The organism is Achromobacter sp. FW305-C-28, from assembly GCF_058783235.1.
This window is the reverse complement of sequence record NZ_JBYSYL010000001.1, coordinates 460,174-482,242: the sequence shown is the minus strand read 5'-3', so window position 1 is coordinate 482,242 and position 22,069 is coordinate 460,174. Positions and strand designations below refer to the sequence as shown.

At 65.1% G+C, this 22,069-nt stretch carries 22 protein-coding genes; 13 read left to right on the top strand and 9 right to left on the bottom strand.

Annotated features, from left to right (window positions below; genetic code table 11):
* Positions 1-5: 5 nt before the first annotated feature.
* The 5 genes from AC3WMR_RS02150 to argE form a co-directional block, all read right to left on the bottom strand.
* Entirely contained in the window at positions 6-554 is a 549-nt protein-coding gene (locus AC3WMR_RS02150) for an acyloxyacyl hydrolase (protein WP_492262479.1), read from the bottom strand.
* 274 nt (positions 555-828) lie between these two features.
* On the bottom strand, positions 829-1,707 hold the full coding sequence (gene accD / locus AC3WMR_RS02145) for an acetyl-CoA carboxylase, carboxyltransferase subunit beta (RefSeq protein WP_175191017.1): 879 nt from the start codon (positions 1,705-1,707) through the stop codon (positions 829-831).
* Positions 1,708-1,744: 37 nt separating this feature from the next.
* Positions 1,745-2,611, bottom strand: a complete 867-nt coding sequence (gene trpA / locus AC3WMR_RS02140; RefSeq protein WP_492262478.1) for a tryptophan synthase subunit alpha — start codon at positions 2,609-2,611, stop codon at positions 1,745-1,747.
* A 1-nt stretch (position 2,612) separates the two neighbouring features.
* Positions 2,613-3,812: a tryptophan synthase subunit beta gene (gene trpB, locus AC3WMR_RS02135; RefSeq protein WP_492262477.1), complete on the bottom strand. Its 1,200-nt coding sequence runs from the start codon at positions 3,810-3,812 to the stop codon at positions 2,613-2,615.
* Positions 3,813-3,929: 117 nt separating this feature from the next.
* Positions 3,930-5,081 carry an acetylornithine deacetylase gene (gene argE / locus AC3WMR_RS02130; RefSeq protein ID WP_175191015.1) on the bottom strand — a complete coding sequence of 384 codons (1,152 nt, stop codon included), beginning with the start codon at positions 5,079-5,081 and terminating at the stop codon, positions 3,930-3,932.
* A 123-nt stretch (positions 5,082-5,204) separates the two neighbouring features.
* Between argE and AC3WMR_RS02125 the strand changes: the two genes are divergently transcribed.
* Complete coding sequence (locus tag AC3WMR_RS02125) at positions 5,205-6,518, top strand: MFS transporter (RefSeq protein WP_025137112.1); 1,314 nt, start codon at positions 5,205-5,207, stop codon at positions 6,516-6,518.
* Between the two features lie 66 nt (positions 6,519-6,584).
* Here AC3WMR_RS02125 and AC3WMR_RS02120 read toward each other — a convergent pair whose 3' ends face one another.
* Positions 6,585-8,906 (bottom strand): RelA/SpoT family protein, encoded by a 2,322-nt coding sequence (locus AC3WMR_RS02120; RefSeq protein WP_492262476.1) that lies wholly within the window; start codon positions 8,904-8,906, stop codon positions 6,585-6,587.
* A gap of 107 nt (positions 8,907-9,013) precedes the next feature.
* Between AC3WMR_RS02120 and AC3WMR_RS02115 the strand changes: the two genes are divergently transcribed.
* Positions 9,014-9,847 carry a M90 family metallopeptidase gene (locus tag AC3WMR_RS02115; protein WP_025137110.1) on the top strand — a complete coding sequence of 278 codons (834 nt, stop codon included), beginning with the start codon at positions 9,014-9,016 and terminating at the stop codon, positions 9,845-9,847.
* Entirely contained in the window at positions 9,844-10,353 is a 510-nt protein-coding gene (locus AC3WMR_RS02110) for an NAD(P)H-dependent oxidoreductase (protein ID WP_492262475.1), read from the top strand. Before AC3WMR_RS02115 ends, AC3WMR_RS02110 begins: the two co-directional genes overlap by 4 nt.
* A 256-nt stretch (positions 10,354-10,609) precedes the next feature.
* On the opposite strand, the gene AC3WMR_RS02105 is transcribed toward AC3WMR_RS02110, so the two are convergent.
* The 3 genes from AC3WMR_RS02105 to pncB form a co-directional block, all read right to left on the bottom strand.
* Complete coding sequence (locus tag AC3WMR_RS02105; RefSeq protein ID WP_492262474.1) at positions 10,610-11,116, bottom strand: hypothetical protein; 507 nt, start codon at positions 11,114-11,116, stop codon at positions 10,610-10,612.
* Positions 11,117-11,131: 15 nt separating this feature from the next.
* Positions 11,132-11,485, bottom strand: coding sequence for a RidA family protein (locus tag AC3WMR_RS02100; protein ID WP_025137108.1), 354 nt, complete (start codon positions 11,483-11,485; stop codon positions 11,132-11,134).
* A gap of 69 nt (positions 11,486-11,554) precedes the next feature.
* Positions 11,555-12,730, bottom strand: coding sequence for a nicotinate phosphoribosyltransferase (pncB, locus tag AC3WMR_RS02095; RefSeq protein WP_025137107.1), 1,176 nt, complete (start codon positions 12,728-12,730; stop codon positions 11,555-11,557).
* 155 nt (positions 12,731-12,885) lie between these two features.
* Between pncB and fdxA the strand changes: the two genes are divergently transcribed.
* The 10 genes from fdxA to AC3WMR_RS02045 all read left to right on the top strand — a co-directional run bounded on the left by fdxA (position 12,886) and on the right by AC3WMR_RS02045 (position 21,959).
* Complete coding sequence (fdxA, locus tag AC3WMR_RS02090) at positions 12,886-13,209, top strand: ferredoxin FdxA (protein ID WP_006218015.1); 324 nt, start codon at positions 12,886-12,888, stop codon at positions 13,207-13,209.
* Positions 13,210-13,255: 46 nt separating this feature from the next.
* Entirely contained in the window at positions 13,256-14,056 is an 801-nt protein-coding gene (locus AC3WMR_RS02085) for a ferredoxin--NADP reductase (protein WP_492262473.1), read from the top strand.
* A gap of 233 nt (positions 14,057-14,289) precedes the next feature.
* Positions 14,290-15,516, top strand: coding sequence for a polyhydroxyalkanoate depolymerase (locus tag AC3WMR_RS02080; RefSeq protein ID WP_492262472.1), 1,227 nt, complete (start codon positions 14,290-14,292; stop codon positions 15,514-15,516).
* A 65-nt stretch (positions 15,517-15,581) separates the two neighbouring features.
* Entirely contained in the window at positions 15,582-16,223 is a 642-nt protein-coding gene (gene rsxB, locus AC3WMR_RS02075) for an electron transport complex subunit RsxB (protein WP_175191009.1), read from the top strand.
* Positions 16,220-16,855, top strand: coding sequence for an endonuclease III (gene nth / locus AC3WMR_RS02070; RefSeq protein WP_175191008.1), 636 nt, complete (start codon positions 16,220-16,222; stop codon positions 16,853-16,855). Before rsxB ends, nth begins: the two co-directional genes overlap by 4 nt.
* A gap of 365 nt (positions 16,856-17,220) precedes the next feature.
* A complete protein-coding gene (locus AC3WMR_RS02065) occupies positions 17,221-17,994 on the top strand; it encodes an ABC transporter ATP-binding protein (protein WP_492262471.1) in 774 nt (257 codons plus the stop codon).
* Positions 17,991-18,701 (top strand): ABC transporter ATP-binding protein, encoded by a 711-nt coding sequence (locus AC3WMR_RS02060; protein WP_025137101.1) that lies wholly within the window; start codon positions 17,991-17,993, stop codon positions 18,699-18,701. The genes AC3WMR_RS02065 and AC3WMR_RS02060 overlap by 4 nt, the downstream gene beginning before the upstream one ends.
* Before the next feature lie 77 nt (positions 18,702-18,778).
* Positions 18,779-19,993 (top strand): ABC transporter substrate-binding protein, encoded by a 1,215-nt coding sequence (locus tag AC3WMR_RS02055; RefSeq protein ID WP_492262470.1) that lies wholly within the window; start codon positions 18,779-18,781, stop codon positions 19,991-19,993.
* 98 nt (positions 19,994-20,091) lie between these two features.
* On the top strand, positions 20,092-20,979 hold the full coding sequence (locus AC3WMR_RS02050) for a branched-chain amino acid ABC transporter permease (RefSeq protein WP_025137099.1): 888 nt from the start codon (positions 20,092-20,094) through the stop codon (positions 20,977-20,979).
* Positions 20,976-21,959, top strand: a complete 984-nt coding sequence (locus tag AC3WMR_RS02045; protein ID WP_492262469.1) for a branched-chain amino acid ABC transporter permease — start codon at positions 20,976-20,978, stop codon at positions 21,957-21,959. Before AC3WMR_RS02050 ends, AC3WMR_RS02045 begins: the two co-directional genes overlap by 4 nt.
* Positions 21,960-22,069: the final 110 nt, after the last annotated feature.

Here is a 22,069-nt window from a genome sequence, read left to right as displayed (position 1 = left end):
AAGGATCAGAACTGGTAAGTGTAGGTCAGCTGAACCGTATCCAGGCCCGGGTTCGGGCGCTTGATGCTGGCGTTGGAAAAGTGCGAGTAACGCACGCCGATGCGGTTGTTCGGAGTCAGAAGGAACCCCATGCCCACGTGGTCGCCGAACTGGAAGGCGGTGCTGATGTTTTCGTTGGCGAAACGGGTGCTGGAGAACACCGTGGCGCCGATACCGGCTTCGAGATAGAAGCGCTCGCCCGTCCACCAGCGGAACATCGGGATGGCGTTCAGTTGCCAGACGTGACCGGGGGAGCGACCGCTGTTGGCCCACCAATACGACGCGCCGAGTTCGGGCGTGAGATCCAGGCGGCCCCAGTTGCCACCGAACTGGTACGTCCAGATCGACGGAGTTTCGTAGCTCAGGGTGAAGCGCTGGTAGTGGTCGCCAATGCCATAGTGGGCGCTTACGCCGCCCTGGGTTCCCTCGGACGACTGGGCGCTAGCAAAGGTAGCGACACCAGCCAGGGCCAAACCAACAAGGCGCGTAAGCATTTTCTTCTTCGTCGACTGCATTGGGAGTAACTCCGTATTTGTTGGGACAAGACTCTCGGTCGAATTCACGAGATTTCCGGTACTCCACAACATAGCAAAAACCGGGCCAGAAGGCTCGCAATGTGTCGCAATATGGCAACAATCCTGGTGGAAAACACTGTTCCGCAGCGCTGACGAAATCATCGCGTCACAGAGCGCCCGCCGACAAAGAAAACGCCGCTGGCACACGGGGTGCAAGCGGCGTTTTGCAGCGGCGTCGGCCCGGTCGCCAGACCCGGACGCGCGGCGAAAAGTATCAGGCGGCGGTGACGACGTCGGCCGGCTGGTTGGTCAGCAGCGCCAACAGGCGGGCAATTTCTTCACGCAACTGGCGGCGGTCGACCACCATGTCGATGGCGCCCTTTTGCAGCAGGAACTCGGCGCGCTGGAAGCCTTCGGGCAGCTTTTCGCGCACGGTCTGTTCGATCACGCGCGGACCGGCAAAACCGATCAGGGCTTTGGGCTCGGCAATGACCACGTCGCCCATGAAGGCGAAGCTGGCCGACACGCCGCCCATGGTCGGGTCGGTCAGCACGCTGATGAACGGCAGGCCGGCGGCCGACAGGCGCGTCAGCATGGCGTTGGTCTTGGCCATCTGCATGAGCGACAGCAGGCTTTCCTGCATGCGCGCGCCACCCGAGGCGGCCACGCAGATGAAGGGGGTCTTGTTGTCCAGCGCGGCCTGGGCGCCACGCGCGAAGCGCTCGCCCACCACCGAACCCATGGAGCCGCCCATGAATTCGAATTCAAAGCAGGCCAGCGTGGCCGGTACGCCGCGGATGGAGCCGCTGACCACTACCAGCGCGTCGGTTTCACCGGTTTGCTTGACGGCTTCCTGCAGGCGCTCAGGGTACTTGCGGGTGTCCTTGAACTTCAGCGTGTCGACCGAACGCGTGGTCTGGCCGATTTCAACCCGGCCTTCGAGGTCGAGCAGCGAATCGACGCGGGCGCGGGCGCCGATGCGCATGTGGTGGTCGCACTTGGGGCAGACGTGCAGGTTGGCCGCCAGGTCTTCGCTGTACAGCACCGTTTCGCACGACGGGCATTTCACCCACAGGCCTTCGGGCACGCGGCGGGCGCCGCTGTCGCTGGTCTTGTTGATGCGAGGAGGCAGGAGTTTTTCGATCCAGCTCATTGTTTTTTCATCCCGTTAGGAGGTCGCGCCAAACCGCTCAGGCTGACGCGTTTTGTCGTTTTACTTGATCCAGCGCTTGCCGGATGGTGCGCAGCCAGCCGCCGGCGGCGGCGACTGCGGCGTCGGTTTGCTGGGCCGCGGGGACGTTCGCCACCGCCTGCTCCATGGTTTCAATCAGTTTGCTGCCGATGACGACAGCGTCGGCCACGCCGGCCACGCGTTGCGCGCTTTCGGCATCGCGGATGCCGAAGCCCACGCCGACAGGAATGTCGCGCACGTGGCGCCGGATGACAGCCAGGCGTTCGGCGACGTCATCGGTATTGAGCGAGCCGGCGCCCGTCACGCCCTTGAGCGAGACGTAGTAGACGTAGCCGCGGGCGACCTTGGCGACGGCCTGGATGCGGCTGTCGGTGGAGGTGGGAGCCAGCAGGAAAATCGGGGCAATGCCGTGGCGGCCGAGGGTTTCGGCGAATTCGACGATTTCCTCGGGCGGATAGTCGACCACCAGGACGCCGTCGACACCGGCCGCTTCGGCGCGGCGGGCGAATTCGGCCTGGCCCATGCGTTCGATGGGGTTGGCGTAGCCCATCAGTACCACCGGCGTGTCGGCATCCTGCTGACGGAAATCGGCAACCAGTTCGAGCACGCGGCCCAGGCCCACGCCGTGGGCGATGGCGCGGTCGGCTGCGCGCTGGATCACGGGGCCATCGGCCATGGGATCGGAGAACGGCACGCCCAGTTCGAGGATGTCGGCGCCGGCCTGGACCAGCGCGTGCATCAGCGGCACGGTGGCAGCCGGCGACGGATCGCCTGCCGCGATGTAGGGAATCAGCGCCGCGGCGCGGCCGGATTCGGCGGTGCGCGCAAAGGCGGCGGCGATGCGATCAGAGCGGGTTGTCGTCATGTTAGAGCTCGATACCGGCACGTTCGGCGACGGTATGCATGTCTTTGTCGCCACGGCCCGACAGGTTGACCAGGATGACGGCGTCGCGCGGCAGCGTGGCGGCCATTTTCACGGCCTGGGCGATGGCATGGGAAGATTCCAGCGCCGGCATGATGCCTTCGATGCGGCAGCAGTCGTGAAACGCCTTCAGGGCTTCATCGTCGGTAATACCGACGTACTCGGCCCGGCCGGAATCCTTCAGCCAGGCGTGCTCGGGGCCCACGCCGGGGTAATCCAGCCCGGCCGAAACCGAGTGGGTTTCCTGGACCTGGCCGTCGGCATTCTGCATGACGTAGGTACGGTTGCCGTGCAGCACACCGATCTGGCCCGCCGCCAGCGAGGCGGCATGCTTGCCGCTGTCCATGCCCTCGCCCGCCGCTTCGACGCCGATCAGGCGCACGTTTTCGTAGGGGATGTAGGGATGGAAAATGCCCATGGCGTTGGAGCCGCCGCCCACCGCCGCCACGACGTAGTCGGGCTGACGACCGATGGCTTCGGGCATCTGCGTCAGGCATTCGTTGCCGATGACGGTCTGGAAGTCGCGCACCATGCGGGGATAGGGGTCGGGACCCGCCACCGTGCCGATGATGTAGAACGTATTTTCGATGTTGGTGACCCAGTCGCGCATCGCTTCGTTGAGCGCGTCTTTCAGGGTGCGCGAGCCGGAAGTGACCGGCACGACCTTGGCGCCCAGCAGCTTCATGCGATAGACGTTCGAGGCCTGGCGGCGGATGTCTTCGCTGCCCATGTAGACCACGCATTCCATGCCGTAGCGGGCGGCCACGGTGGCCGAGGCCACGCCGTGCTGGCCGGCGCCGGTTTCGGCGATGACGCGGGGCTTGCCCATGCGCTTGGCCAGCAGGGCCTGGCCGATGCAGTTGTTGACCTTGTGCGCGCCGGTGTGGTTCAGGTCTTCGCGCTTGAACCAGATCTGGGCGCCGCCGACCAGGTCCGACCAACGCCGGGCATGGTAGACGGGGCTGGGACGGCCCACGAAATGCTTGAGTTCGTAGTTGAACTCTTCCAGGAAGGCGGGATCGACACGGTAATGGTCATAGGCCGCACGCAGCTCGTCGAGCGCGTGCATCAGCGTTTCCGCCACGAAAACACCGCCATAAGGGCCGAAATGCCCCTTGGCATCTGGAAAGTCGTAAGGTTTCACCAAGCATCTCCCCCGGCATCGCGGCAGACCACTGCCCGCCGCAAATCCGGTTTGCAACCCGTCATTTTACCTGACGCGGGCGGCGGCGGGGATGGCCCCCGCTGCCGCCCGGGTGCGTCAGAGTGACTGCCCCAGGCGGCGCAGGAAGGTTTCGCACGACGCCAGCTGATCCAGCGCGACGAACTCGTTGGGCTTGTGGGCCTGTTCGATGTGGCCGGGGCCGCAGACCACCGTGGGGATGCCGATGCCCTGGAAGAGGCCGGCTTCGGTGCCATAGGCCACCTTGCGGGTGGCGCGGTCTTCGGTCAGGGCGCGCACCAGCTGGGTGATGGCAGCTTCTTCCGAGGCTTCCAGGGCGGGAGCGGCCGCGCCTGTCTCGATCTCGATGCTGGCGCCGTCGAATTCGGCTTTCATGCGCGGCAGGAGTTCATCGCGCACGTATTTTTCGACTTCTGCCTGGATCTCGTCCGGCTGCATGCCCGGCAGGTTGCGGAATTCGTAGGTGAATTCACACAGCTCGGGAATGGTGTTGACCGCGATGCCGCCACGGATCTGGTTGGTGGTCATGGTCGAGAACGGCACGTCGTAGAACTGGTCGTACGGGCCATTGGCCTTGAAGCTGTCGGCCAGGTCGCGGATGCGGCAGATCAGGCGGGCGGCGTATTCGATGGCGTTGCAGCCGCGCGGGGTCAACGACGAGTGCGCCGCCTTGCCGTGCACCTTGCAACGGAACAGGTTGATGCCCTTGTGCGCCACCACCACCTGCATGCCGGTGGGTTCGCCCACCACGCAGCCCTCGGGGCGAATGCCGCGCTCGTGCAGGTCGGCCAGCATGTAGGGCGCGCCGGCGCAGCCGACTTCTTCGTCGTACGAGAACGCCAGGTGGATCGGTTTCTTGCGCGGCATGGCCAGGAATTCCGGCACCAGGGCCAGCGAACCCGCGATGAAGCCCTTCATGTCGCAACTGCCACGGCCATAGAGCAGGCCGTCTTTTTCGACCAGCTTGAAGGGATCAGTGGCCCAATCCTGGCCATCCACGGGCACCACGTCGGTGTGGCCCGACAGGACGATGCCGCCTTGCAGGCCGCCGTCTTGCGCCGGCAGCGTGGCGAACAGGTTGGCCTTGGTACGCTCGGGATTGTGCGCCAGCCACGCATCGACACCCTGGCCCTTGAGCCAATCGCGGACGGTTTCGATGAGGGCAAGATTGGAATTGCGGCTGGTGGTGTCAAAACCAACCAGCGTCTCCAGCCAGGTGCGCGCGTTCATGTAGCAACTCTCTTGGGGAAAAAGAGAAGTGTAAAGCCAGGACGCCGCGGCGTCGCGGCCCCCACCCTTGGGCCTGAGCCTAGAATGTCGCCCTTCAGGCAAAAGCCCCCCCAAGGAGAAACCGTGCAGCACAAAGCAGTTCCCACGCGCAACATCGTGGCGGCAGTCATCGGCAACGCCCTCGAATGGTATGACTTCCTGGTGTTCGCGTTCATGACGCCGATCATCTCGAAGCTGTTCTTCCCGACCGACCCCAGCGTACCCGGCAGTGAACTGAACGCGATCCTGATGACCACGGCGATCTTCGGCGTCGGCTTCTTCATGCGCCCGGTCGGCGGCATCATCCTGGGCATGTACGGCGACAAGAAAGGCCGCAAGGCGGCCATGGTGCTGGTGACTTCGCTGATGGCGGTGTCCATTGCACTGATCACCGTGGCCCCCACCTACCACGCCGCGGGCATCCTGGCGCCGATCTTCATCCTGATCGCGCGGCTGCTGCAGGGCTTTTCGGCCGGCGGCGAATTCGGCACCTCGACCGCCCTGCTGATCGAGATGGCACCCAACGGCAAGCGTGGCTTCTATGGGTCGTGGCAGATGGCCGGCCAGATGCTGGCGCTGCTGATCGGCGCGGCCTGCGGCACACTGATCACCGAGTTCTTCACCCAGGAACAGATCGCCGCGTGGGCCTGGCGCCTGCCGTTCGCCTTCGGCCTGGTGATTGTGCCGATCGCCATCTATATCCGCCGCAACATCGACGAAACCGACGCCTTCAAGCAGATGAAGGAGGAAGAGCGCCAGGCCGCCGCACGCGGCGAAGTGCAGCGCCTGAGCCTGGTGGACATGGTGCGCACGCACACTCGCGAAACGCTGATCGGCGTGGGCCTGGTGGTGACGGCAACGGTGTCGATCTACATCACCTTCACGTACCTGGTGACCTATTCGACCCAGATCCTGAAGCTGCCGTTGAACCAGACCTTCCTGGTGCAGATGGCTGGCGCCGCACTGATGGTACTGCTGACGCCGTTCATGGGCGCCTGGTCCGACCGCGTCGGCCGCCGCCCGATCGTGATCGGCTCGCTGATCGGCTACCTGGTGGTGCTGTACCCGCTGTACTACTGGCTGTCGGATGCCCCGTCGATCGCCCGCCTGCTGACGGTGCAGATCGTGGTGTGCTTCTTCGTGTCGGCCTTCTTCGGCGTGTTCAGTACGGTGATGGCCGAGCTGTTCCCGGCTCGGGTACGTTCGGTGGGCCTGTCGCTGGCCTATAACGTGGCCGTGATGATCTTCGGCGGTTTCGCGCAGTTCATCGTGACCTGGCTGATCAAAACCACCGGCTCGCCGATGGCCCCCGCCTACTACGTGATGTTCGGCGTGGCATTGGGCCTGGTGGCATCGTTCTACATGCGCGACCGCGCGCACGAACGGCTGGACCACTGATACGGCGGCGGGCGCTTCGCCACCTGCGGGTTGCGGGGCGGAACCGGCCAGGCCGGTTCCGCCCCGCTAGCGGCGCACCGCCGACGACACGCCCGGCACCTCGGCCAGCGCATCGAGCGCACGGGCCAGCGATTCGCCGCCGCGCACTTCCACCGTGAACACCATGTGGGCCAGAGACTGCCGGCTTTGCGTGTTCACGCCCACCACGTTCAGCCGCAAGCGCGCAAAGACTTCGGACAGGTCCCGCAAGAGGCCCGAGCGGTCGTGCGCGCGCACGCTGATGTCGACGGGGTAGTACGTATCCGCCGGGGTCTCGCCCCAAGCCACTTCGATGACCCGTTCGGGTTCGCGCGCGGCCAGCGCCAGGTAACTGTGGCAATCGCTGCGGTGGATCGACACGCCGCGGCCGCGGGTGACGAAGCCGGCGATGGCATCGGGTGGTGCCGGGCGGCAGCAGCGCGCCAGTTGCGTGAGCAGCGAGCCCACGCCCACCACCAGCACGCCGCTCTTGCCGCTTTTCTCGGCGCTGCCTGCGCTGGCGTGGCGCAGGGCGGCGGGCTGCGGCTCGACGGCAGGCGCCGGCGCCTGGAACACCGCGTCGATCTGACGCAGGCTGAATTCTTCCTTGGCAGCCGCGACGTACAGGTCGTCCGCCCGGGCGAAACCCAGGTTCTGCGCCAGTTGTTCCAGGTTGACGGCAGTCTTGCCCAGCCGCTGCAATTCCTTTTCGACCAGCGCCTGACCCTGGGTGATGCGTTGCTGCAGTTCGATGGCGTTGAACCACATGCGCACCTTGGCGCGAGCCCGCGGACTGGCCAGGAAGCCCAATTGCGGGTTGAGCCAGTCACGCGACGGGCCGCCGGACTTGGCCGAGATGATCTCGACCGTCTGGCCGGTGGCCAGGCGCGTCTGCAACGGCACCATCTGGCCGTCGACGCGGGCACCGCGGCAGCGATGGCCCAGGTCGGTGTGCAGGTGATAGGCGAAGTCGACCGGCGTGGCGCCGGCCGGCAGTTCGATCACGCGGGCCTGCGGTGTCAGCACGTAGATGCGTTCGTCCGAGGCTGCGGGCTCGGCGGCCGCATGGCGGCCCTTGCCGCCTGCGCCCCGGCCCGACGCCGGCTTGCCTGCTTCCGGTTTGGCGGCGTCCGCCTTGGCCGCTTCAGCGCTGTCAGCGGCGGGCGCATCGCCGGATTCGACATCACTGTTCCAGGCCAGCAACTGACGCATCCAGGCCAGTTGCCGGTCGTATTCACTGGACGCGGCCACCTGGCCGCCCTTGGCGCCGGCCTCTTTGTAGCGCCAGTGCGCCGCCATGCCGTATTCGGCGAACTGGTGCATCTCGCGCGTGCGGATCTGCACCTCGAACGGGCGGCCGTCGTCGTCGGCCACCACGGTATGCAGCGACCGGTAGCCGTTGGGCTTGGGCCGTGAAATGTAGTCGTCGAATTCGTTGGACAACGGCGTCCACATCTCGTGCACCATGCCCAGCGCCGTATAGCAGGCGCGCACGTCGTCCACGATGATGCGCAACGCACGCAGGTCGTACATCTGCGCGAAATCCAGCCGCTTGACCCGCATCTTGTTCCAGATGCTGTAGATGTGCTTGGGTCGGCCACTGACTTCGGCCTCGATGCCATGCCTGGCCAGTGCGGCTTGCAGCCGTTCAATGGCGCCGGCAATGAAGGCCTCGCGCTCGACGCGCTTTTCTTCGAGCAGGCGCGCGATCTGCTTGTACTTGTCCGGCTCGAGGAAGCGGAAAGCCAGGTCTTCCATTTCCCATTTGATCTGCCAGATGCCCAGCCGGTTGGCCAGGGGCGCGTACAGGTCCAGCGTTTCGCGAGCGAACGCGATCGAGCACGGCGTCTTGCTTTCGGCGTGCCAGCGCAAGGTCTGCAGCCGGGAAGCCAGGCGCATCAGCACGATGCGCAGGTCGGCCGCCATGGCCAGCAGCATCTTGCGCTGCATTTCCTTCTGGCTGCCGCTTTCGGCTTCGGCGTCGCTGGCCTGCCGAGCCACCACCCCCAGGCGCAACAGGGCCCGCGTGCCTTGCACCAGCCGGGCCACTTCGGCACCGAATGCGGCCGCGACCGGATCGTTGCGCAAGGCGGGCGCCGGCACGGTCAGGTCGGTGGGCAAGGCGGCCAGCAAGGCCGCCGCGCGGGTGGCCGAATCGGTATGCAGACCCGCCAGGATCCGCACGACGCCGGCGCCGTGCGAGGCCAGCGGTTCGCCCGTCAGGGCCTGTTGGCCCTCGAAGCGGGGAACTGACCAGGCCACTGCCTGGTCGATAAGCGCAAGGCCGTCGGCGTCGAGGCCCGAACCCGCCTCCTGTCGCCAGGAAGCGTCGAAAGGCAAAGGCGCGTCGAGTACAGGCGGGGCGGACATCGCGGACGTATTGGGGGGTGGGAATGGAAGATTCCGACACTCTACACTAGGAAACAACTACCGAAACTCCGGCGATGCCCGGACATATATAGAAGGAACCCAAGCTTATGTTGCGCTGGCTCAAGGGCCGGGGAGCAAACCCGTCGGAGGTGGCGGAAATGCAGGCCCGGATCGATCCCGACCTCTGGCGGCAGGTGCTGCAGACCCACCCGTTCCTGGCGGCGCTGGACGCTGATGAGACCGCCCAGTTGCTGGCCCGGTCGGCCTGGCTGCTGGCCAGCAAGACCATCAACGGTGCGCAGGGGCTGGAAGTGACCGACTTCATGCGCCTGTCGATTGCCGCCCAGGCCAGCCTGCCGATCCTGAACCTGACGCCCAAACTGTACGAGGGCTGGGACGAGATCATCGTCTACCCCGCCGGGTTCCGCATCCCCCGCAAGCGCCTGGACGAAGACGGCGTGATGCACGAGTACGTCGAGGACGCGGCCGGCGAAGCCTGGGAAGGCGGTCCGCTGGTGCTGTCCTGGGAAGACGCGTTGCTGTCCGAAGGCGGCTTCAATGTGGTGATCCACGAATTCGCGCACAAGCTGGACCTGCAATCGGGCTTTGCCGACGGCATGCCGTCGCTGGCGGCGCACGGCGACCTCAAGCCGCGCGACTGGCGCCGCATCCTGGACGACAGCCTGGACCGCTTCATTGCCGCCGTGGACGCCGTGGAAGCGGCCATTCCGCACGATGTGGACCCCGAAAGCGAGGCGGCCGACGCCTGGTACGGCCAGCTGCCGCTCGACCCGTACGCAGCGACCGACGAAGCCGAATTCTTCGCGGTCAGTTCCGAACACTTCTTCGTTGACCCCTACCCCATGTCCGAAGCCCTGCCCGAATGGTTCGGCCTGCTGCAGGCCTATTACCGCCAGGACACCCTGAGGCGCTACCCGTGAAACAGCTGCTGATCGTCTGGCATTCGCGCACCGGCGCGGCCCGGCAGATGGCCGAGGCCGCCGCCCGGGGCGCCGCCGCAGCCGCCACGCAGCTGGAGCAGCCGGACGAGCTGGAAGTGATCCTGCGCCCCGCCCGGGACGCCGTGATGGGCGAGGTGCTGGCCAGCGACGGCTTCCTCTTCTGCGCCCCCGAGAACCTGGCCAGCCTGAGCGGGGAGATGAAGGAATTCTTCGACCGCAGCTACTACGGCGTGCTCGAACACGTCGCGGGCCGGCCGTACGCCTGCCTGATCAGCGCCGGCAGCGACGGCTCGGGCGCCGCCCGCCAGGTCGAGCGCATCTGCACCGGCTGGCGCTTGCGCGCGGCGGCGCCGCCGCTGATCGTCAACCTGGGCGCGCAGACGCCGCAGCAGATCGCGGCCCCCAAGACCGTGGCGCCCGCCGACCTGACGCGCTGCGAGGACGCCGGCGGCCTGCTGGCCGGCTTGCTGCTGACCGCCGGCTAGCCCGTGCCGGCGCGCCCGCTGCGTCGTTGAACGGCAGCGACGCCACGGCCCGCGCCACAACCGGCGCAGAAGCGAAAAAGCCCTCCGGCGCGCAGGAGGGCTTTCGACATGAAGCGCGTGCAGTGCCGGCGAGTACAAGGCCAACGGCCAACAGCATCGCACCAGCTTTCAAAGTCATCCATCAGTCTCCATGCAAAAATGGACATGGTCGCCTCACAGCAACACATGCCCACAGGTTTGCCTATACGGCCTGCTCTCAGCCGAAAATCGTGACGAGGTTTGCCTTGCACTCGTCGGCTTTCCGACGGTCGATACGCACACCCACAACCGGCAATGCGGGCACACGCGTCAGCAGCTTCAGTAGCGCCGGTTTGTTCTTCTCGACGTCCAGCTCCCAAGCGTTCACGTTGTCGAAGTCCACGAACGTCTCGGTGCCGTCGTTGACATCGACGTAGAGCGCTTTGCGCGTCTTCGGATCGAAGCCGACGTAGCGGTTGTAGATCACCGACACGACCTCCCACTGCGGCGCGAAGCCCTTCGCCTTGAAATTGGCGACGCGGGCGAGCACGCGGCCGCGCAGGAAATTCGGCAACGTCTTCAGCAGCAGGTAGCCGAGCACGAAATAGCCGAGGCAGCCAACCAGCAGCGGCACCGACACCTCGAGATCCTTGCCGGCATGGTTGGCCACGATGAAGAAAAGCGGCACAGCCAGCACCAGACCAAGCAGGTAGAACGGGCGGAGCACATACCAGATGATGTTCATTTTGGTCCTCCTTAGTTAGGCGACGGCGGCGGTCACGACGATCTCGACCTTGAAGTCGGGATTGGCGAGGCGGGCCTCGACCGTGGCGCGCGGGGGCGAGTTGCCGTCGGCAACCCAGGCGTCCCAGGCCTTGTTCATGCCATCGAATTCCTTCATGTTGGCCACGTAGATCTGGGCCATCAGGATCTTGGTCTTGTCGGTGCCGGCTTCGGCCAGCAGTCGGTCGATGGTCGCGAGCACTTGCTCGGTCTGGCCGGTGATGTCCAGCTTGGCATCGTCCGGCACCTGGCCTGCCAGGTACGCGACGCCGTTGTAAACGGCCATGTCCGACAGGCGCTTGGCGACGTGGAAGCGCTTGATGCTGCTCATGAATATTCCCCTAGTGACGAGTTGACGGGTTGGAACAATGCGAATGCTGAACTTTACCCTGCCGCGGCCTCAGGCGGGCGGCAGCTGGAAGACCTGGCGCAGATAGGCCAGGTAGGCCGGATCGTCGCACATGGTCTTTTCGGGCGCGTCGGACACCTTGGCCACGGGCTGGCCGTTGCAGCGGACCATCTTCATGACGATCTGCAAGGGTTCGTGGCCCAGGTCGTTGGTGAGGTTGGTGCCGATGCCGAACGACACCTTGCAGCGGCCAGCGAACTGGCGCGCCAGTTCGATGGCGCGCGGGAAGGTCAGCGAATCGGAGAACACCAGCGTCTTGGCGCGCGGGTCGACGCGGTTCTTGCGGTAGTGTTCGAGCAGCCTTTCGCCCCAGACGAAGGGATCGCCGGAATCGTGGCGCGCACCGTCGAACAGCTTGCAGAAATACATGTCGAAATCGCGCAGGAAGGCATCCATGCCGTAGACGTCCGACAGCGCAATGCCGAGGTCGCCGCGGTATTCCTTGGCCCACACTTCCAGGGCGAAGACCTGCGAATCGCGCAGCCGCGGGCCCAATGCCTGGCAGGCCTGCAGGTATTCGTGGCCCATGGTGCCCAGCGGCAGCACTTCATGCTGCTTGGCCAGGAGCACGTTGCTGGTGCCGGCGAAGTGCGGCCCCATCTGGGCCTTCATGGTGGACACGATTTCCTCGTGCCAGACCTTGGAGAAGCGCCGGCGGGTGCCGTATTCGGCCACGCGGAAATCGGCCAGCGCGGGGTCGTCCAGCACCAGGTGCATCTTGGACTGCAGGCGCTTGCGGCCTTCTTCCCAGTCCGGATGCTTGCGGGTGTTGCGGAAATAGACTTCGTTGACGATCGCCAGCACGGGGATCTCGAACAGGATCGTGTGCAGCCACGGGCCCTTGACCTCGATGCTGATCTCGCCGGGCGCGTCGCCTTCGGTGATGTGGATGCAGCGCTCGGGCAGGTGGAACAGTTCGAGGAAATCGACAAAGTCGCTTTTGATAAAGCGCAAGCCGCCCAGATATTTAAGTTCGTCGGCAGTGAAGCGCAGCTGGCACAGCTGGTGCACTTCTTCGCGGATTTCGTCCAGGTAGGGGCGCAGGTTGGCGCCCTTCGTGCGGCATTTGTAACGGTACTCGACCTGAGCAGCGGGGAACTGATGCAGCACCACTTGCATCATGCTGAATTTGTACAGATCGGTGTCGAGCAGCGAAGTGATTATCATGATTGCGCGTATCGTTTCGCGACACCATAGCACGAAGGGATGGCCTGTTCCCCCAATGTGCCACGATGTCAACACGGGTATTCACGGCGGTTTGGCCCTGCATTGGGTAAAATCGGCCCAACAAAACACAAATGCCGCCTGCCCGGAGTCCCTGAATGACCCACGTCGTCACCGAAAACTGTATCAAGTGCAAGTACACCGATTGCGTAGATGTGTGCCCGGTGGACTGTTTTCGTGAGGGTCCGAACTTCCTGGTGATCGACCCCGACGAATGCATCGATTGCGCCGTCTGCATCCCGGAATGCCCGGCCAACGCGATCTACGCCGAAGAAGACGTGCCGCAGGACCAGCTGAACTTCATCGCCCTGAACGCCGAGCTCTCGCCCGAGTTCGCCAGCATCAGCCGCGCCAAGAAGCCGCTGCCCGATGCCGACGACTGGAACGGCAAGCAGGACAAGCTGCAATACCTGGAAAAATAATCCGCGAGCGCGTGGCCGCCCCCGGCACGCGACGCGTGATGCCCCGATGACCGACGACTCCAAATACACGCGCCAGACCGTCACCCAAGTCCATACCTGGGTGCCCGACAAGCTGTTCTCCGTGCGCGTCACGCGCGACGAGGCGTATACGTTCCAGCCGGGCCAGTTCGCCCGGGTCGGTCTGCCCGGCGCTGACGATCCCGACGGCCCGCCCACCCTGTGGCGCGCCTACTCGATGGTGTCGGCGCCGCAGCAGCCGTGGCTGGAGTTCTATTCCATCGTGGTGCCCGAAGGCCTGTTCAGCCCCCGCATGGCGCGACTGCAGCCGGGCGACGCGCTGTACGTCGAGAAAACCCCCTACGGCTTTTTGACGCTGGAACGCTTCGCCCCGGGCGGCGATCTCTGGCTGCTGGCCTCTGGCACCGGCCTGTCGGCCTACCTGTCGATCCTGCGCGATCCGACCGTCTGGCACGCCTATCGCCGCATCATCCTGGTGCACGGCGTGCGCACCGCGGCTGAGCTGGCGTACCGCGATGAAATCGAAGGCTGGCGCCGCGACCCGGCCCTGTCCGAGCTGTTCGCCGCCGACCCGCAAAAGCTGATCTACCTGCCGATCGCCACCCGCGAAGCGCTGCCCGGCATGCCGCAGGCGCGCCTGACCACCCTGATCGCCGACGGCGGCCTGGAACAGCTGGCGGGCGTGCCGCTGGACCCGGAGCAGGCCAAGATCATGCTTTGCGGCAACCCCGACATGCTGGCCGACGCACGCAAGCTGCTGGGCGAACGCGGCTTCAAGCCGGGCCGCCGCGGCATTCCCGGCAACCTGGCGGTGGAAAACTACTGGTGACCCCTGGCCCTGCCCGGAGGCGCTTCTGGCCCGTCCGGGCTAGGCCGGATTTCCCCCTTTTGGGGCAATTGCCGCCACCGGCTTCCGCCCTAAACTGGTGCGCAAGGGATGACGGGTCGCATTTTTGCAACACAAAAGCCGATTTTCGGACGCTTTCGTCAGATGAATTGGAAATACCGTTACTCCCCGGCGCAATAATCGGGGCACACGCACGACCCAGAAGGACTTCCCCAATGCTGTACCAATTGCACGAAATGCAGCGCGCTTTCCTGACTCCGTTCGCTGCTTTCACGGATGCCGGTTCCCAGCTGTTCTCCAGTCCCTACAGTCCCCTCGCCTACACCCCGATCTCGCGCCAGATGGCCGCGGGTTACGAGCTGATGACGCGCATCGGCAAGGAATACCAGAAGCCCGCCTGGAACCTGCCCGCCACCGAGATCAACGGCAAGTCCGTCCGGGTGACCGAATCGGTCGTGCTCGACAAGCCTTTCTGCCGGCTGGTGCACTTTCACCGTGATGTGCGCCAGACGCCCCAGGGCGACCCCAAGGTGCTGCTGGTGGCGCCCATGTCGGGCCACCACGCCACGCTGCTGCGCGACACCGTGCGCGCCCTGCTGCCCAATCACGACATCTACGTGACCGACTGGGTCGACGCCCGCATGGTGCCGCTGTCGGCCGGTCCGTTCCACCTGAACGACTACGTCCGCTACGTGCAGGATTTCATCCGGCACCTGGGCCCCGACGTCCATGTGATCTCGGTCTGCCAGCCCACCGTGCCGGTGCTGGCCGCCGTGTCGCTGATGGCGTCCGCCAACGACCCCTGCCAACCGCGCAGCATGGTCATGATGGGCGGCCCCATCGACCCGCGCCAGTCGCCCACGCAGGTCAACCGCCTGGCCACCACCAAGCCGTATTCGTGGTTCGAGAACCAGGTCATCCACCCGGTGCCGCCGCGCTACCCGGGGTCGGGCCGCAAGGTCTACCCGGGCTTCCTGCAGCACGCCGGGTTCATGGCCATGAATCCCGACCGCCACATGAAGTCGCACTACGAGTTCTACCTGGACCTGCTGCGCGGCGACGACAACGACGCCGAGGCGCATCGCCGCTTCTACGACGAATACAACGCGGTGCTGGACATGCCGGCCGAGTTCTACCTGGACACCATCCGCATGGTGTTCCAGGAATTCGCGTTGCCCGGCGGCACCTGGGAAGTCGACGGCCAGCTGGTGCGTCCGGCCGACATCAAGCAGGTCGCGCTCTTCACCATCGAAGGCGAACTGGACGACATTTCCGGCCAGGGCCAGACCCGGGCGGCCATCAAGCTGTGCAAGAACATCCCGGCCGAGCGCAAGTCGCACTACACCGCCCCCAACTGCGGCCACTACGGCATCTTCTCGGGCCGCCGGTGGCGCGAAATGATCTGTCCTAAAATCGCGGAATTCATCCGGCAGTCGGCCTGACCGCCTCTGCGCGCCGCTTTCCCACGGGGGCCCGAGCGGCCCCCTCTTCTTTTTCATCGCCCGCCATGTCCTGTCGCTCACTAGCCGACCGCATCGATGCCTTGCTGCCCCAGACGCAATGCACCAAGTGCGGGTATGACGGCTGCCGGCCCTATGCCGATGCCATCGCCGAGGGCACAGCCCCCATCAACCGCTGCCCGCCGGGCGGCGACGAAGGCATTGCCGCGTTGGCCAGCCTGCTGGACACCCCGCTGCTGCCGCTGGACCTGACCCGCGGCGAGCCGGGGCCGCTGCTGGTCGCCCGCATCGACGAAGCGCATTGCATCGGCTGTACGCTGTGCATCCAGGCCTGTCCGGTCGATGCCATCGTCGGCGCCAACAAGCACATGCATACCGTGCTGGCGGACTGGTGCACCGGCTGCGACCTGTGCGTGGCGCCCTGTCCGGTCGATTGCATCCAGATGGTGCCCGCGGGCCGCGCCTGGACCGCCGAAGACGCCGCGGCCGGCCGTCAACGCCACCGGCACCACCAGGCGCGCATCGAGCGCCTGGCCGCCGACAACGCGCGCCTGATGGCCCCGGAACCCGCCAGCGCGCCGGCGCCTGCCGCTGCGGCCGACGCCGCCCAGGATGACGACCGCAAGCGCGCCGCCATTGAATCCGCCCTGGCCCGCGCCCGGGCCCGCCGCAACACCCCGCGCCCATGAACGCCGCCAAACGCCGAGAGATCTTCGCCCGCCTGCAGGCGGCCAATCCGCACCCCACCACCGAACTGGAATACGAAACACCATTCCAGCTGCTGATCGCGGTGCTGCTGTCGGCCCAGGCCACCGACAAGTCGGTGAACATCGCCACCCGCAAGTTCTTCCCGCGCTACGGCACGCCGCAAGCCTTGCTGGCGCTGGGCGAGGAAGGCCTGTCGGACTACATCAAGACGATCGGCCTGTTCCGCACCAAGGCCAAGAACGCAATCGCGACGTGCCGCCTCCTGATCGAGCAGCACGGCGGCGAAGTGCCGCAGACGCGCGAGGCGCTCGAGGCCCTGCCGGGCGTGGGCCGCAAGACCGCCAACGTGGTGCTCAACACCGCGTTCGGCCAGCCCACCATGGCGGTGGACACGCACATTTTCCGGGTGTCGAACCGTACCGGCATCGCCCCCGGCAAGAACGTGCTGGAAGTCGAATTGAAGCTCGAGAAATTCGTGCCCCGTGAATATATGCAGGACGCCCATCACTGGCTGATCCTGCAAGGCCGCTACGTATGCGTGGCGCGCAAACCGAAATGCCCGCAATGCGGTATTTCCGACCTGTGCGAATTCAAAGATAAAACACCGGCCTGATCCGGTATTCATCAAACGCCGGGCAATATGGGCCGGCGCCGCGCACCGAGCAAAACCGGGTTTTCCCCGATGCGCGCGGTGATGACGGATTGATGACGATCAATGCGAATTTGCTGCAATGCATTGCGTCCGCATATAGGGTTTTCGCCCAATGGATTCGGCAATTGTCCGCCACCCGACAATTCACCTTTCCGCACTGCAAAACCTATGACAAACCCTCATGGAATTTTGATCCGGAGGTGCGCATACTCGCCGGCAACTCTTGTAGAAAACTGCGTGAATACACGGTTTTCATAACCCCGCGGGGGCCCTGCGCATAACGCCGGGCAGAGTCCACATATAAATACAACGCCGGTGCAGCGGACATGGACGACACGATCCTGGAGACAAAAGGCCTCACCAAGGAATTCCGCGGTTTTGTCGCGGTCAATGGGGTCGATTTGCGTATCAAGCGAGGCGAGATTCATGCCTTGATCGGGCCGAACGGCGCGGGCAAGACCACATGCTTCAACCTGCTGACCAAATTCCTTGCCCCCACCTCGGGGACCATCAAGTTCAACGGCATCGACATCACCGGCGAGCGCCCCGCGCAGATCGCGCGGCGCGGGGTGATCCGTTCATTCCAGATTTCCGCGGTGTTCCCGCACCTGACCGTGCTTGAGAACGTGCGCATCGGGTTGCAACGCAAGACCGGCGTGTCGTTTCACTTCTGGCGCAGCGACAAGCGGCTGGCCGAACTGAACGAACCGGCGCGCGAACTGCTCGAGCAAGTCGACCTGGGGGCGTTTGCCAACGAGACGACCGTGAACCTGCCGTACGGCCGCAAGCGCGCGCTCGAAATCGCCACCACGCTGGCGATGGAACCCGAGCTGATGCTGCTGGACGAACCCACGCAGGGCATGGGCCACGAAGACGTCGACCGCGTCACGCAGTTGATCAAGCGCGTCAGCGCCGGCCGCACCATCCTGATGGTCGAACACAACATGAATGTCGTGTCGTCCATCGCCAATACCATTACCGTGCTGGCGCGCGGCGCCGTGCTGGCCGAAGGTTCCTATGCCGACGTCTCGCGCCATCCGGCCGTGATGCAGGCCTACATGGGCACCACCGACGGCGAACTCCAAGGAGCGCACGCATGAGCACCCCGGCACTGGAAATCTCGGGCCTGCAGGCCTGGTACGGGGAGTCGCATATCCTGCACGGCGTGGATATGCGAGTGGCGCAGGGCGAGGTCGTGACGCTGCTGGGCCGCAACGGCGCCGGCCGCACCACCACGCTGCGCGCCATCCTGGGTCTGACCGGTTCCCGCAAGGGCTCGGTGCGCATCCACGGCACCGAAGCCATCGACCTGCCCACCTACAAGATCGCCCACCTGGGCGTGGGCTATTGCCCAGAAGAACGCGGCATCTTCGCCAGCCTGTCCTGCGAAGAAAACCTGCTGCTGCCCCCCGTCGTGGGGTCGCTGGGCGGCGGCATGTCGCTGGCCGAAATCTACGACATGTTCCCTAACCTGCAGGAACGCCGGCACTCGCCCGGCACGCGCCTGTCGGGCGGCGAACAACAGATGCTGGCGGTGGCGCGCATCCTGCGCACCGGCGCCAACCTCCTGCTGCTGGACGAGATTTCGGAGGGCCTGGCCCCCGTTATCGTGCAGGCGCTGGCCCGCATGATCACCGCGCTCAAGCAGCGCGGCTACACCATCGTCATGGTCGAGCAGAATTTCCGCTTCGCGGCGCCGCTGGCCGATCGCTTCTATGTCATGGAGCACGGCCAGATCGTCGAGCATTTCGAGGCGTCGGAACTTTCAGAAAAACAGGACACGCTCAACGAACTGTTGGGCGTCTAAAGGGCTATCGCCCGACATAACCTGTGTCACCCGCCGGGCATCCCGGCACACACACCGAAGGGAAGAGGAGTCATCCCATGAAGCTGCACACCATCACTGCTGCACTGGCCATGGCGGGCCTGGGATTTGCCGCGGCACCCGCCGCGGCGCAAGGCATCTCCGACGATGTCATCCGCATCGGCTTCATCACCGACATGTCGGGCGTGTATTCCGACATCGACGGCAAGGCCGGCCTGGACGCGATCCGCATGGCCATCGAGGACTTCGGCGGCTCGGTCAACGGCAAGAAGATCGAAGTGCTGTCGGCAGACCACCAGAACAAGGCCGACGTGGCCTCGGCCCGTGCGCGCGAATGGTTCGACCAGCAGAAGGTCGACGTCATCATCGCCGGCACGAACTCCGCGACCAGCCTGGCGATGGCCGCCGTGGCGGCCGAGAAGAAAAAGCCCTTCATCGCCATCGGCGCGGGCGCGTCAGACCTGACCAACGCGCAGTGTTCGCCCTACACCGTGCACTACGCCTACGACACCGTGGCGCTGGCGCGCGGGACCGGTTCGGCCGTGGTGAAGGACGGCGGCAAGAGCTGGTTCTTCCTGACGGCCGACTACGCCTTCGGCCACGCGCTGGAACGCGACACGATGGCCGTGGTGAAAGCCGCCGGCGGCGAGGTCAAGGGCCAGGTGCGGGCACCGCTGGGCGCCTCCGACTTCTCCTCGTTCCTGCTGCAGGCGCAAGCGTCCAAGGCGCAGATCCTGGGCATGGCCAACGCGGGCGGCGACACCATCAACACCATCAAGGCCGCCAATGAATTCGGCGTGACCAAGACGATGAAGATGGCCGGCCTGCTGGTGTTCATCAACGACGTGCACTCGCTGGGCCTGGAAGCCACCAAGGGCATGTACCTGACCGACGGCTGGTACTGGGACCAATCCGACGCCTCGCGCGCCTGGGCCAAGAAGTTCGAAGCCAAGGTCGGCCGCAAGCCCTCCATGCTGCAGGCAGGCGACTACTCGTCGGTCACGTTCTACCTGAACGGCGTGAAGGCCACCGGCACCGATGACGCCGACACCCTGATGAAGTGGATGAAGTCCAACAAGATCAACGACTTCTTCACCCAGGGCGGCTACGTGCGCGAAGACGGCCGCATGATTCACGACATGTACCTGATGCAGGTCAAGACGCCGGCCGAATCGAAGGGCCCGTGGGACTACTACAAGGTGGTCGCCACGCTGCCGGGCGACGAGGTCTACACCAAGCTGTCCGAGTCGACCTGCAAGCTGGTCAAGAAGTAAATCCCACCCATGTGCCCCCATGATGCGATCCGACCCACCCGGCCGGATCGCATCTTGAATTTGCCCGCTTACCCCCGTACGCGCAGGATTTTCACAAGATGACTGATATTTTCGGCATCCCCATACAGGCCTTGTTCGGACAGCTGCTGCTGGGCCTGGTCAATGGTTCCTTCTATGCCATGCTGTCGCTCGGCCTGGCCGTTATCTTCGGACTGCTGAACGTCATCAACTTCGCGCACGGTGCGCTCTACATGCTGGGCGCGTTCCTGGCCTGGATGGGGCTGTCGTACCTGGGGTTGAACTACTGGGTCATGCTGATCCTGGCGCCGCTGGTCGTCGGGCTGTTCGGCATCCTGATAGAAAAACTGTTGCTCAAGCACCTGTACAAGCTGGATCACCTGTACGGCCTGCTGCTGACCTTCGGGCTGACGCTGCTGATCGAGGGGCTGTTCCGCAGCTTCTACGGCGTATCGGGCCAGCCCTACCCCACGCCTGACGCGCTGCGCGGGGCCACCAACCTGGGCTTCATGGTGTTGCCCAACTACCGCGGCTGGGTCGTGGTGGCGTCGGTGGTGGTCTGCCTGGCGACCTGGTTCGTGATCGAACGCACCCGCCTGGGCGCCTTGTTGCGCGCCGGCACCGAGAATCCGCGGCTGGTCGAGGCCTTCGGCGTGAACGTGCCGCGCATGATCACGCTGACCTACGGCTTCGGCGTGGCGCTGGCCGGCTTTGCCGGGGTGCTGGCGGCGCCGGTGCTGCAGATTTCCCCGCTGATGGGGTCAAACCTCATCATTGTCGTATTCGCAGTGGTCGTGATCGGCGGCATGGGGTCCATCATGGGCGCCATCGTCACCGGGCTGGGCCTGGGCGTAGTCGAAGGCCTGACCAAAGTGTTCTGGCCCGAAGCATCCAGCACGGTCGTGTTCATCATCATGGCCATTGTTCTGTTGATCCGCCCGGCCGGGCTGTTCGGAAAAGAGAAATGAACCGTCAATTCCTGGGCTATGCGGTCCTGGCCGTCGTGGTGGCCATTCTTCCTTTCGTCGGGGTGTATCCGATCTTCGCCATGAAGATCATGTGCTATGCCCTGTTCGCCTGCGCCTTCAACCTGCTGCTGGGCTTCACAGGCCTCTTGTCGTTCGGGCACGCGGCCTTCCTGGGCAGCGCCGCCTACGCCACCGGCCACGCGCTGAAGGTCTGGGGCGTCCCCACCGAGATCGGCCTGCTGTTCGGCGTGGCGGTGGCCGCCTTGCTGGGCCTGGCGATGGGCGCCCTGGCCATCCGCCGCAGCGGCATCTACTTCGCGATGATCACGCTGGCGCTGGCGCAGATGGTGTTCTTCTTCTTCCTGCAGGCCAAGTTCACCGGCGGCGAAGACGGCCTGCAAAGCGTGCCGCGCGGCACCCTGCTGGGTCTGATCGACCTGTCCAAGGACCTGAACCTGTACTACCTGGTGATGGGCGTGTTCATCATCGGCTACTTCATCATCTGGCGCACGGTGCATTCGCCGTTCGGCCAGGTGCTGCAAGCACTGCGTGAAAACGAGCCGCGCGCGGTGTCGCTGGGCTACGACGTGGACCGCTTCAAGCTGCTGGCCTTCGTGCTGTCGGCCGCCATCGCGGGCCTGGCCGGCGCCACCAAGACGCTGGTGTTCGTGTCCGCCACCCTGTCCGATGCGACCTGGCAGATGTCGGGCCTGGTCATCCTGATGACGCTGATCGGCGGCCTGGGCACGCTGACCGGGCCGATCCTGGGCGCTTTCATCGTGGTGCTGCTGGAAAACAAGGTGGGCGATTTCGGCCAGTTCATGGCCAACCTGACCGGCGTGGACTGGTTCCTGCGCCTGGGCGAATCCGTCACCATCGTGATCGGCCTGATCTTCGTCATCTGCGTGCTGGCGTTCCGCCGCGGCATCGTCGGCGAGATCAGCGCCTTCATCGAAAAGCGGCGCGCCGCCCGCGCCTGACGCGCTGTGCAGCATTGCCAGACCCGCGGGGCCGCTTGATGCGGCCCCGTTCTCATGGGGCCTGCGCCGGGCGTGTTTACAATGGCCGGCACGCAACCCGAAAGGTGCTC